Raw genomic sequence first — 12452 nt, 5'->3', positions numbered from 1 at the left:
TTACCATATATTATTATATATTGGTATATATTGCTGAACATTGCAAAACGTTAGTCAGCATTTAGTGTTTTACAGGTTTTGTAGTACTCCGCGATTTTGACACCAAAATGCGGCGAAAAACAGCAAAAAAACAGGCAGAAAAAAAGCCCGAAAAAAGAAAATAATTAAAGATTTACGAAAAAAACAATAAGAAAATTATTGTGCAACATGTACAAAAATACAAGGAGATTTAATGAGAAAGCTTGCGTTAAATGATGAAATATTACTAAAAATAGAGAAACCGGCACGTTATATCGGAAATGAAGTGAACTCGGTCATGAAAGACCCTGAAAAGGTGTCTATTAGATTTGCCATGTGCTTCCCGGATGTGTATGAGATTGGGATGTCGCATCTGGGTATTCAGATCCTTTATGATATGTTCAATAAGCGCGAAGATGTGTGGTGTGAACGTGTCTATTCGCCGTGGACGGATCTCGATCGGATTATGCGAGAGAGAAAGATTCCGTTATTTGCACTGGAGTCCCAGGATCCGGTAAAGGAATTCGATTTTCTTGGAATCACGCTGCAGTATGAGATGTGTTATACCAATATCCTGCAGGTTTTGGATCTGAGCGGCATCCCACTGGCAGCAGAGGAAAGAACGGACGAAGATCCGATCGTGATCGGCGGCGGTCCGTGTACGTATAATCCGGAGCCGTTAGCGGAGTTCTTCGACCTGTTCTATATGGGAGAAGGCGAGACGGTCTATGATGAGCTTCTGGATGCCTATAAGGAGAATAAGAAGCGTGGCGGAACGAGGAAAGAATTTCTGGAGATGGCAGCAGAGATCGAAGGAATCTATGTTCCGGCATTCTATGATGTGACTTATAAAGAAGACGGTACGATTGAAAGCTTCCGTCCAAATAATCCGCATGCAAAAGAAAAGATCAAGAAACAGGTAGTCATGGATATGAGCAGTGCAACGTATCCGGAAAAGCCGGTCGTTCCGTTTATCAAGGCAACACAGGACCGTGTCGTGCTTGAGATTCAGAGAGGATGTATCCGCGGATGCCGTTTCTGCCAGGCGGGAATGTTATACCGCCCGACCCGTGAGAAGGATGTAGAAGTATTAAAAGAATATGCATACAAGATGCTGAAGAATACAGGACATGAAGAGATTTCTTTAAGCTCCTTAAGTTCCAGTGATTACAGCCACTTAAGAGAGCTTGTAATGTTCCTGATTGAGAACTTTAAGTCGCAGGGAATCAACATCAGTCTTCCGTCGCTTCGTATTGACGCATTTTCTCTGGATGTGATGGGACAGGTACAGGATATCAGAAAGAGCAGTCTGACATTTGCGCCTGAAGCCGGATCACAGCGTATGCGTAATGTGATCAATAAAGGGCTTACAGAGGATGATATCCTCGGAGGTGCCGGACAGGCGTTCGATGGCGGCTGGAATAAGGTAAAGCTTTATTTCATGCTTGGACTTCCGACAGAGACGGAAGAAGATATGAGAGCCATTCCGGAACTTGCTGACAGAATCGCCAGACGTTATTACGAGATTCCGAAGGATCAGCGGAATGGAAAGTGTCAGATTACAACGAGTACGTCGTTCTTTATTCCAAAACCATTCACTCCGTTCCAGTGGGCAAGAATGTATACGAATGAAGAATATATTTCAAGAGCAGCGATCGTAAAGCATGCATTTAATGAACAGCTTAACAGAAAGAGCCTGAGATATAACTGGCATGATGCAGAGGTTACTGTGCTGGAGGGTGTCTTTGCAAGAGGGGACAGAAAGACGGCAGCAGTAATTAAAGAAGCGTATCGTCTGGGATGTCTGTATGACTCCTGGAGCGATCAATTTGATAATGAGAAATGGATGCAGGCGTTTGAAAATACAGGCATTGATATCGCATTCTATAATCACAGGGAGCGTCCGCTGGATGAAGTGTTCCCGTGGGATTTCATCGATATCGGTGTAACGAAAGAATTCCTGAAGAGAGAATGGAATCAGGCAATGAATGCCGAAGTAACACCGAACTGCCGTATGAAATGTTCCGGCTGCGGTGTCGCAAAATGGAAAGGAGGTGTCTGTGTTGAAAGTAAGAATTAAATTCCGTAAATATGGAGTCATGCGTTTCATCGGACACCTGGACGTGATGCGTTATTTCCAGAAAGCAATCCGGCGCGCAGAGATACCGATCGCATTTACAACCGGATACAGTCCGCATATGATCATGTCATTTGCGCAGCCGCTTGGAGTTGGCGTGACGAGTGACGGAGAATATTTTGATATCGAGATTACGGAACCGATTTCTTCCGAGAAGGCGGTTGCCCAGTTAAATGCAGTGATGGTGGAGGGCGTAGAAGTCATAAGCTTCCGCGAAATCTCATCGGATAAAAAAGCAAGCGGTATGACGATTGTGGCTGCAGCAGATTATAAAGTGACATTTCCTGAGACATTCCAGCATGCGGAAGAGATTCGTACACTTCCGGAGAGCTGGAAAGAGAAGGTGGATGCATTTATGGCACAGCCGGAGATCGTTGTGTTAAAGAAGACAAAGCGAAGTGAAAAAGAAGTCGATATCAAACCAATGATCTACAAAATGACTGCATTGGACGATGGCATCTATCTGTACCTTGCAACAGGAAGTGAGCAGAATCTGAAGCCGGATCTGGTGGCAGAAGCGTTCTTAAAATTCGCAGGAGAAGATCCGGAAGAAATACCGGTGCATATCCACCGCATTGATGTGTATGCAAAGAATCCGGAGGCGGCAGAAGGACAGACTGAGTTTATAACACTGGAAGGTCTTGGAAAAGATATTTTATAAAATAAATCCGGAGATCATTTACAGTGATTACTAAAATGATACAGATATAACGGACTTCCATTAATCTGACAGGAGTGATAAAACAATGAGCAAAAAGGAAGTAAAGACAAATGCCATGCGTATGCTGGACCGTGCAAAAGTCTCGTATACATATGAAGAATATGAATGCGATGATTTTACAGACGGTATCCAGACCGCAGACAAACTTGGATATGACCACAAACTGGTCTATAAGACACTTGTAACAACAGGGAAGACGGGAAACCATTATGTATTCGTAATTCCGATCGAAGCAGAGATTGATTTTAAAAAGGCAGCAAAAGTTGTCGGTGAAAAATCGCTGGAGATGCTGCATTTAAAAGATCTGACCAAAGTAACCGGATATGTGCGCGGCGGCTGCACGGCGATTGGCATGAAGAAACAGTTTCCTACCGTAATCCAGGAAGATGCAAAAGAGCTGGAATATATGCATGTCAGCGGCGGAAAGCTTGGAATGCAGATCAGGCTTGCACCGTTAGACCTTCAAAAGGTTGCAAAAGCAGAATTTGCAGATGTGATCCGTCCATAACCAGATGTGGTGATGGTGTGCAGAGCATCTGTGTATAGACGAAAAGTATGTATATTTATGCAGTAGTTCTAAAAATCATCCGCTATTCACGTGCATATTAACACATTATTGCATTGAAGTGCGCGCGAAAATGATGTAAGATAAATACAGTTACGTTTTTATAGCGGAAGAATATGAATACATTTCAGAAAATACTTGGTTGGAGGAATACGAAAAGTGAAAAAAGTTGTAAAATTTGGTGGTAGTTCGCTTGCAAGTGCCGAGCAGTTTAAAAAAGTAGGTAACATTATCAGAAAAGAGGAATCCAGAAGATATGTCATTCCATCTGCACCTGGTAAACGTACGCCGGATGATACAAAGGTAACAGATATGTTATACAGCTGTTATGGACAGGCAATTCTTGGAGAAGATGCGGAAAGAGATTTTGAAGAACAGTTAGAGGCAATCAAAGAGAGATATAACAGCATCATCAGAGGATTGAACCTGGATCTGAGCCTGGATGAGGAATTTAAAACAATCCGTACAAACTTCAGCAAGAAAATCGGCAGAGATTATGCGGCTTCCCGTGGAGAGTATCTGAATGGTATCATCATGGCTGCATATCTTGGATATGAATTCATCGATGCTGCAGAAGTAATCGTCTTTGATGAAAATGGTAATTTTGACGGAGATGAGACACACAAGATCCTTTCTGAAAGGCTGGAGAATACAGAGCGTGCAGTTATTCCTGGATTTTATGGTGCAAAGCCAGACGGAAGTATTCAGACATTCTCCCGTGGCGGTTCTGATATCACAGGTTCGATCGTTGCAAAGGCTGTACATGCCGATATGTATGAAAACTGGACAGATGTATCTGGTTTCCTGATCGCTGATCCAAGAATCATCAAGAATCCAAAGCCGATCGATGTGATTACATACAGAGAATTGAGAGAGTTGTCTTACATGGGAGCAACTGTACTTCATGAAGATGCAATCTTCCCGGTACGTAAAGAGGGTATCCCGATCAATATCCGCAATACCAATGCACCGGAAGATAAGGGAACTCTGATCGTAGAAGATACTTGCAGAAAACCTCGTTTTACAATTACAGGTATCGCAGGTAAGAAGGATTTCGCTTCTATCACGATTGAAAAAGCGATGATGAATTCCGAAGTCGGATTCTGCCGCAAGGTTCTGGAGGTGTTTGAAAATAATAATATTTCCATTGAACATATGCCGTCAGGAATTGATACGATGACAATCTTCGTTCACAGAGATGAATTTGAAGAAAAAGAACAGGATGTCATTGCCGGAATCCACAGAGCCGTAGAGCCTGACTTCCTGGAACTGGAATCAGATCTGGCGTTGATCGCTGTTGTGGGAAGAGGTATGCGTGCAACCAGAGGAACTTCCGGACGTATCTTTGCTGCACTCGCACATGCGAATGTCAATGTCAAGATGATCGATCAGGGATCCAGTGAGCTGAATATTATCATTGGTGTCAGAAGTCATGATTTTGATGCCGCAATCAACGCGATTTATGATATTTTCGTAAAAACAATGATTTAGGATCTCGCATAGATAACAAGAAAGATATTTAACTTTGCAAGTAAGAACATTACAATGCTTGTAAATTGTAATTAAGAATTGGGGAGGCTATTATTAGCGATGAATATTATGTTTTTCCTGAAGCCAAAGAGTGAGCTGGCATATATCTATGACTATCACACACTCCGACAGGCTATGGAGATCATGGAATATCACAAGTATTCGTGTGTGCCGATACTGAATAAAGAGGGGAAATATGTCGGCTCGATCACGGAAGGTGATGTCCTGTGGGCATTAAAAAAGCTGGATATCTTTAATATAAAGGAAGCAGAAGATATCAGTATTATGAAGATCAAACGCCGTGTAGACTATCAGTGTGTAACTGCTGAGTCAGACATGGAAGATCTGATCGGCCGTGCGATGGAACAGAATTTTGTACCTGTTATCGACGACCAGGAACATTTTATCGGTATTATTACCAGACGAGACATTATTGGTTACTGTTATGACAAATTGAAAGAATATGGGACACAAGATGATCATTGATTTTCATACACATATGTTTCCAGATAAGATAGCCGGGCGTACGCTCGACTATCTTTCTGGCATTTTTGGAGCAAGTCCGTTTGCGGATGGAACATATACGGGACTTTGTAATTCTATGGGAAAAGGAGCAGTTGATATTTCTATTGCACTTCCGGCTGTGACGAAGGTATCGCAGGTTGCATCGATCAACCGGTTTGCATCTGCGTATACGGAAGGACCTGTCATCTCTTTTGGCGGGATTCATCCGGAATGTGAGAATTATAAAGAGATATTAAAAGAAATAAAGAATCTGGGATTGAAGGGGATTAAGCTGCATCCGGATTATCAGGATATGTATTTTGACAATATCCGCTATGAACGTATTATCGATGCAGCATCAGAACTGGGACTGATCACAGTGGTGCACGCGGGTGTTGATCCAAAATGTCCGGAGGATGTACACTGTACACCGAAGATGGCAAGAAAGGTTCTGGATGATGTAAAACCGGAGAAACTAGTGCTTGCACATATGGGCGGCAATGAAATGTGGGATGATGTGGAACGGTATCTGGTGGGACAGAACGTATATTTTGATACAGGAGTCATACTGAATATAATGCCGCAGGAACAGTTCTTACGGATCGTACATATGCATGGTGCAGACAGGATTCTGTTTGGAACAGATTCTCCGTGGGCAGATCAGAAGAATTTTGTGGCGTTGTTAGAGCATATGCCACTGACAGAGGAAGAGAAGGCTGCCATCTTTTCAGAAAATGCAAAGAAATTGCTGGGAATATAGCAGACAGAAGTAAGAAAAGAAGGCTGCAAAATATTGATGATACAAAAAATGTAAAAAAACAAAAAATATTCCGGATACCACTTGCATTTTGGAAAAACGTATGCTATTATCTTCTAGTATGCCGCACAGTGAGGTTGAAGTTCTGCTGAAATTATCAGTCAGACACCGTAACTGGCGAGTAATGATAATAGGAGGTGCCATATGTACGCAATTATAGCAACAGGTGGTAAACAGTACAAAGTAGCCGAAGGCGATATCATTAAAGTAGAGAAACTTGGTGTAGAAGCTGGAGAAACTTTTACATTTGACCAGGTTCTTGCAGTAAGTGACAACGGATTAAAAGTTGGTAACCCGACAGTTGCAGGTGCAACAGTTGAAGCTTCTGTAGTTGAGAACGGTAAAGCTAAAAAAGTTATCGTTTATAAGTACAAGAGAAAGACTGGATACCATAAGAAAAACGGTCACAGACAGCAGTATACTGCAGTTAAGATTGAAAAAATCAACGCTTAATATTGGAGAGCATCCATGATTCATGTAACGATCTTTCAGAACAAGTATAAAGAATGTGTAGGTTTTCAGACGGAAGGACATGCTGAATATGCAGATCCAGGACAGGATATTGTATGTGCCGCTGCTTCTATCCTGGTGATTAACACAATCAATGCAATTGAAGAATTTACGGAAGATGACGCGAGTCTGATTTCGGAAGATGAGATGGGAATGATTTCTTATCATCTGAATCATCCTTCAAAAGATGCACAGCTTTTACTGAACACAATGATTCTTGGTCTGGAACAGATGGTAGATGATGACAACTATGCAGAATATATTGATTTAACATTCGAGGAGGTGTAACAACCATGATGAAATTAAACCTTCAGTTTTTCGCTCATAAAAAAGGTGTAGGTTCTACAAAGAACGGTAGAGATTCTGAGTCTAAGAGACTTGGTGCTAAAAGAGCTGACGGACAGTTTGTAAAAGCTGGTAACATTCTTTACAGACAGCGCGGAACAAAGATTCACCCAGGAATCAATGTAGGACGCGGCGGTGACGATACATTATTCGCACTCGTTGATGGCGTTGTAAGATTTGAAAGAAAAGGAAAAGATAAGAAACAGGTTTCTATCTATCCAGTAGCTTAATTATGAGTTGAAAAAGTGCGTTGCAATGATTAACTTCTTTCGGTTATGATGCAGCGCGCTTTTTTTAACTTCCGTTTATTTATATAGATGAAAGGAATACAGTATGTTTGCAGATAGAGCAAGGATATTTATTAGAGCAGGAAAAGGCGGAGACGGTCATGTGAGTTTCCGGCGCGAGAAGTACGTGGCGAATGGCGGCCCAGATGGTGGAGACGGCGGACGCGGCGGTGACGTTATATTTGAAGTCGATGAAGGACTGAATACACTTCAGGATTACAGACATAAACGAAAATTTACAGCAAAAGACGGCGAACAGGGCGGAAAACGCAGATGCCATGGTGCAGATGGGGAAGATATTGTCCTGAAAGTTCCGGAAGGAACGGTTATCAAAGAATCAGAATCCGGTAAAGTCATTGCAGATATGTCCGGAGATAATCGCAGACAGATCATCTTAAAAGGTGGTAAGGGTGGTCTTGGTAACCAGCATTTTGCAACTGCAACCATGCAGGTTCCAAAATATGCACAGCCAGGACAGCCGGCGAAAGAATTATATGTTGATCTGGAATTGAAAGTGATCGCGGATGTAGGACTTGTAGGATTCCCAAATGTCGGGAAATCTACATTCTTATCACGTGTGACGAATGCACAGCCGAAGATCGCCAATTATCATTTCACAACATTGAATCCAAACCTTGGTGTCGTGGATCTTCCGGATGCGAACGGATTCGTAATCGCTGATATTCCGGGACTGATCGAAGGTGCATCGGAAGGTGTCGGACTCGGACATCAGTTCCTGCGCCATATCGAACGTACCAAACTGATGATCCATGTAGTAGATGCAGCCGGAACCGAAGGACGTGATCCGGTAGATGATATCTATAAAATCAACAATGAGTTAAAAGCATATAATGCGGATATTGCGAACCGTCCACAGGTGATCGCAGCGAATAAGATTGATGCGATCTTTACCGATGATGATCCGGTACAGCGTCTGAAAGATGAATTTGAGCCACAGGGAGTAAAGGTATTCCCGATTTCCGGGGTAACCGGACAGGGTATCAAGGAATTGCTTTACTATGTATCGAACGAATTGCAGCATCTGGAACAGGATACGATCGTATTTGAGCAGGAATATTTCCCAGAGGAAGAGATCCCGATGAATGATCTTCCATACACAGTTGAAAAGGAAGACGATATGTATGTGGTAGAGGGACCAAAGATTGAAAAAATGCTTGGTTATACGAATCTGGATTCCGAAAGAGGATTTGCATTCTTCCAGAAATTCCTCAAAGATTCTGGTATTCTGGAACAACTTGAAGAAGCTGGTATCCAGGAGGGTGATACAGTACGTATGTATGGCCTGCAGTTTGATTATTATAAATAAAAGATCAATTGCGGTCCGTTGATTGTGATAAAGAGGAGATTAAAGATGACAACAAAACAAAGAGCTTATTTAAAAGGTCTTGCCATGAATTTAGATCCGATCTTCCAGATTGGAAAGAACAGCATGACACCGGAAGTTACCAAAGCAATCCAGGAAGCACTGGACGCAAGAGAACTGATTAAGATCAGTGTGCTTAAGAACTGTGCAGATGATCCGCGTGCGCTTGCAGAAGTGATCGCAGAACGTACACGTTCACAGGTAGTTCAGGTAATCGGTAAGAAGATCGTATTATATAAAGAAGGCAAAGATAAACATAAGAAGATCGAACTGCCAAAATAAATACAGGTAGGAGATTTGAATGAAGATAGGGATTATGGGAGGAACCTTCGATCCGATCCACAACGGACATTTGATGCTGGGACATGCTGCATATGAGACATTTTCTCTGGATCAGATCTGGTTTATGCCAAATGGAAATCCTCCTCATAAAAAGAGTGAGACAATAAAATCTACTGCTGAAGACCGGATGAAGATGACCAGTCTTGCAATTGCACCGTTCCCAGAGTTTGTGTTGCAGCCGTATGAGGCATTGAGAGAGGAAGTATCCTGCTCTTATCAGACGATGGAATATTTTAAGGAAATGTATCCGGAGGATGAATTTTACTTTATTATCGGCGCAGATTCGCTTATGGCAATTGAGACCTGGGTACATCCGGAGCGGATCTTCCCAACGTGTACGATCCTTGCGACGTACCGTGACGAGATAAAGACGAAAGAAGAGATGGATCAGCAGATCCATCATCTGTCTGAGAAATATGGGGCGCAGGTCCTGCTTATGGAGACACCGCTTATGCCAGTATCCTCTCATGAACTGCGTGCCAGTCTTCAGGCCGGTGAATCTGTCTCGGCATATGTTCCGGATGCTGTGTGCGGTTATATAAAGGAACACCAGTTATACCGGTAACAGCTTTGAAAAAGCATGTGAAAAAGCAAAAGAGGAAAACGATGATGGATGAAAAAATTTTAAAAATACAGCATACGTTAAAGAAAGAACTGGATGAAAACCGCTATCATCATACACTTGGTGTGATGTACACGTCTGCTTCAATGGCCATGCGTTACGATGTAGACGTACAGAAGGCACTTTACGCGGGATTACTGCATGATTGTGCAAAATGTATCCCTAGCGATAAGAAAATCCGTCTGTGCGAGAAATACGGCCTTCCGGTGTCATCTGTAGAAAAGGAAAATCCAAGTCTGTTACATGCCAGACTCGGTGCGTATCTGGCTCATGAAAAATATGGTGTGAAGGATGAAGAAATCATTTGTGCGATTGAAAGCCATACAACCGGACGTCCGGGTATGAGCATGTTGGAGAAGATCGTCTACATTGCGGATTATATCGAGCCGGGTAGAAGAGAACTGCCGAATATGGCAGATGTAAGACAGCTTGCTTTTAGGGACATTGATGAATGTCTTTACCGGATTTTAAAAGATTCACTGGTATATCTGGATAGTAAGAATATTACAGTGGACCCTATGACACAGAGAACTTATGATTATTATAAAAAAGAAATGGGAAAGGAGGATTAATATGGATCAGGCAAAAGAAATGGCAAAAATTGCTTTTGAAGCGTTAGAGGATAAAAAAGGTGAAGATGTATGTGCGATTGATATTTCAGCGGTATCTGTACTTGCAGACTATTTTGTAATTGCAAATGGTAACAGCGACAGCCAGGTACGTGCACTTGTTGAGAATGTAGAGGAAAAGATGCACAAAGCAGGCTACGCTGCAAAAGAGACAGAAGGACACAGAAGCGGAGCATGGGTATTGATTGACTTCGGTGATGTGATCGTGCATATTTTTGATAGAGAAAACCGTCAGTTCTATAATCTGGAACGGATCTGGAATGATGGAAAGAGAATTGATGATGTAAATGAATTTTAATAAAAGTTTATTGTTGTAAAAGATTTTATGAAAGCCCCGTGCATATAAAATATAAAACTGATTCCGCTCACTTCGTTCGAAGTTATCTGTTTTATATTTTATATATTGCACGGGGCTTTTGAACGTTATTGATTTTGCAACAACAAATAAATATTGAATGAACGCTTGAATGCTTGGAATTGTTTGTGTTTAAGCGAAGAAACGGAAGACTCCGATTACTTTTCCCATGATCTGAAGATCACGGACGATAATTGGTTCCAGTGCATCGTTTTCCGGCTGGAGGCGGAAGATGCCTTCTTCTTTGTAAAATCTTTTGACAGTAGCGCTGTCATCGAGTAATGCAACTACAATATCACCGTTATCGGCAACAGAAGATTGTTCAACTAATACGAGGTCACCATCAAGGATTCCGGCATTGATCATGCTTTCTCCGTGTACCTTAAGCATAAAAGTCTGCTTATTCGGCATGTATTCCATCGGGATAGGAAAGTAGTTTTCTATATTCTGTTCGGCAAGAAGAGGTTCTCCTGCAGCAACATGCCCGATCACAGGTACGTTTACCATCTCTCTGCGATTAAAATTAAAAGAATCATCCAAAATCTCGATTGCACGAGGCTTAGTTGGATCCCTGTGAATGTATCCATTCTTCTCTAAAGTTTCCAGATGAGAGTGGACAGAAGAAGTAGACTTCAGATGTACTGCCTCACAGATATCTCTGACCGATGGTGGAAATCCACGCTCCAGTATCTGGGATTTTATATATTCCAATATTTCTTCCTGCTTTGCACTTATCTTACCTTGTGCCATATGTATGTCCTCCTTAAGTGGGCTTTCTTTCCGTTAATTTTTATATATTTAATGATAACACAGTATATAGGAAAACGCAAACAGATGTTTAGAAAATATGTTCGAAATATAGCATTGAATCTATTGACAAACATGTGTTCGAGATATATAATAAACAGTGCAAGGAACACATGTTCGTAGGAAACTGTTTTGAAGAAATGATGGAGGGGTACAGGATGAGCACAAGAAGAATATACTTGGAAGGATTGAAGGAAACTGACGAAAATGCGGATAAAAAGATTTATGCGGGAAACAATTATTCCGGTTATAACAGAGTAAGCATCCGGAGAAAGAGAAGCTTGTATGTGAAGAAGTTATTTGCTGGTTTCTTTTCTATTATCATGATTCTGGGCCTTAGCGCGTTTTACGGAAGTGGTCTTGTGAGTGCACATGACAATGCAAAGGATAATTCAATCAGATATAAATATTATAAAAGCATTCAGATTCATTGTGGAGACACCTTGTGGAATATCGCCGAAGAAAATATGTCAGATGATTATGAGTCGGTTAATGATTATATTACAGAAGTGAAAAAGATTAACAAACTTTCTTCTGATCAGATTCAGGACAGTCAGTATCTGATGGTTCCATATTATAGTTATAATAAATAGTTTGGTATTCTTCAAAACAGAACAAATTTGATATATATGCTGAAAAGGCTTATATATAATATACTCACCCACGGCAATGAATGAAAAATAGTAGTTCATTGCCATTTTTATTATTATGGAATGATAGATGATATGATGGATGAGATAAATAAAACTTTGAAAAAATGGTAGAGAATAGTTTTTTTTAAGTAGCTCATATCTATACGACAAATACCGATTTTTCCAAAAGATGTGGACGAAAAGGACTCATTCTGCTATAATTATACTGTTTTGTAAGGTATTTACG

Annotated in this window: 16 protein-coding genes; 15 read left to right on the top strand and 1 reads right to left on the bottom strand. The window is 41.4% G+C overall.

The window, feature by feature from the left end:
- Positions 1 to 232: 232 nt before the first annotated feature.
- The 14 genes from NCY30_RS13950 to rsfS all read left to right on the top strand — a co-directional run bounded on the left by NCY30_RS13950 (position 233) and on the right by rsfS (position 10709).
- A complete protein-coding gene (locus NCY30_RS13950; RefSeq protein WP_250818824.1) occupies positions 233 to 2098 on the top strand; it encodes a TIGR03960 family B12-binding radical SAM protein in 1866 nt (621 codons plus the stop codon).
- Entirely contained in the window at positions 2082 to 2816 is a 735-nt protein-coding gene (locus tag NCY30_RS13945) for a TIGR03936 family radical SAM-associated protein (protein ID WP_044919560.1), read from the top strand. The genes NCY30_RS13950 and NCY30_RS13945 overlap by 17 nt, the downstream gene beginning before the upstream one ends.
- Before the next feature lie 85 nt (positions 2817 to 2901).
- Positions 2902 to 3384, top strand: a complete 483-nt coding sequence (gene ybaK, locus NCY30_RS13940; RefSeq protein WP_006426543.1) for a Cys-tRNA(Pro) deacylase — start codon at positions 2902 to 2904, stop codon at positions 3382 to 3384.
- A 216-nt stretch (positions 3385 to 3600) separates the two neighbouring features.
- Complete coding sequence (locus NCY30_RS13935; protein WP_044919562.1) at positions 3601 to 4932, top strand: aspartate kinase; 1332 nt, start codon at positions 3601 to 3603, stop codon at positions 4930 to 4932.
- A 99-nt stretch (positions 4933 to 5031) separates the two neighbouring features.
- Positions 5032 to 5457, top strand: a complete 426-nt coding sequence (locus tag NCY30_RS13930) for a CBS domain-containing protein (RefSeq protein ID WP_055193835.1) — start codon at positions 5032 to 5034, stop codon at positions 5455 to 5457.
- Positions 5447 to 6235 (top strand): amidohydrolase family protein, encoded by a 789-nt coding sequence (locus NCY30_RS13925; protein WP_250818825.1) that lies wholly within the window; start codon positions 5447 to 5449, stop codon positions 6233 to 6235. The genes NCY30_RS13930 and NCY30_RS13925 overlap by 11 nt, the downstream gene beginning before the upstream one ends.
- A gap of 201 nt (positions 6236 to 6436) precedes the next feature.
- Entirely contained in the window at positions 6437 to 6745 is a 309-nt protein-coding gene (rplU, locus tag NCY30_RS13920; RefSeq protein ID WP_006426547.1) for a 50S ribosomal protein L21, read from the top strand.
- Between the two features lie 15 nt (positions 6746 to 6760).
- The gene (locus NCY30_RS13915) at positions 6761 to 7090 is read left to right on the top strand and encodes a ribosomal-processing cysteine protease Prp (RefSeq protein ID WP_006426548.1); all 330 of its coding nucleotides are present in this window, start codon (positions 6761 to 6763) and stop codon (positions 7088 to 7090) included.
- 5 nt (positions 7091 to 7095) lie between these two features.
- Positions 7096 to 7377 carry a 50S ribosomal protein L27 gene (gene rpmA, locus NCY30_RS13910; protein ID WP_006426549.1) on the top strand — a complete coding sequence of 94 codons (282 nt, stop codon included), beginning with the start codon at positions 7096 to 7098 and terminating at the stop codon, positions 7375 to 7377.
- Positions 7378 to 7480: 103 nt separating this feature from the next.
- On the top strand, positions 7481 to 8761 hold the full coding sequence (gene obgE / locus NCY30_RS13905; RefSeq protein WP_006426550.1) for a GTPase ObgE: 1281 nt from the start codon (positions 7481 to 7483) through the stop codon (positions 8759 to 8761).
- Between the two features lie 45 nt (positions 8762 to 8806).
- Entirely contained in the window at positions 8807 to 9100 is a 294-nt protein-coding gene (gene yhbY, locus NCY30_RS13900; protein WP_006426551.1) for a ribosome assembly RNA-binding protein YhbY, read from the top strand.
- A 19-nt stretch (positions 9101 to 9119) separates the two neighbouring features.
- On the top strand, positions 9120 to 9725 hold the full coding sequence (gene nadD / locus NCY30_RS13895) for a nicotinate-nucleotide adenylyltransferase (RefSeq protein ID WP_006426552.1): 606 nt from the start codon (positions 9120 to 9122) through the stop codon (positions 9723 to 9725).
- Positions 9726 to 9769: 44 nt separating this feature from the next.
- On the top strand, positions 9770 to 10354 hold the full coding sequence (gene yqeK / locus NCY30_RS13890) for a bis(5'-nucleosyl)-tetraphosphatase (symmetrical) YqeK (protein ID WP_055181825.1): 585 nt from the start codon (positions 9770 to 9772) through the stop codon (positions 10352 to 10354).
- 1 nt (position 10355) lies between these two features.
- Complete coding sequence (rsfS, locus tag NCY30_RS13885) at positions 10356 to 10709, top strand: ribosome silencing factor (protein WP_055181797.1); 354 nt, start codon at positions 10356 to 10358, stop codon at positions 10707 to 10709.
- Between the two features lie 189 nt (positions 10710 to 10898).
- Here rsfS and lexA read toward each other — a convergent pair whose 3' ends face one another.
- Positions 10899 to 11516 carry a transcriptional repressor LexA gene (gene lexA, locus NCY30_RS13880; RefSeq protein WP_006426555.1) on the bottom strand — a complete coding sequence of 206 codons (618 nt, stop codon included), beginning with the start codon at positions 11514 to 11516 and terminating at the stop codon, positions 10899 to 10901.
- Between the two features lie 215 nt (positions 11517 to 11731).
- Here lexA and NCY30_RS13875 point away from each other — a divergent pair, with 215 nt between their 5' ends.
- Positions 11732 to 12166: a hypothetical protein gene (locus NCY30_RS13875; RefSeq protein ID WP_022416130.1), complete on the top strand. Its 435-nt coding sequence runs from the start codon at positions 11732 to 11734 to the stop codon at positions 12164 to 12166.
- Positions 12167 to 12452 lie beyond the last annotated feature (286 nt).

The organism is Dorea sp. MB18-49, assembly GCF_023669465.1.
Taxonomy (GTDB): Bacteria; Bacillota; Clostridia; order Lachnospirales; family Lachnospiraceae; genus Dorea_A; species Dorea_A longicatena.
This window is presented reverse-complemented; position numbering and strand designations above follow the sequence as displayed.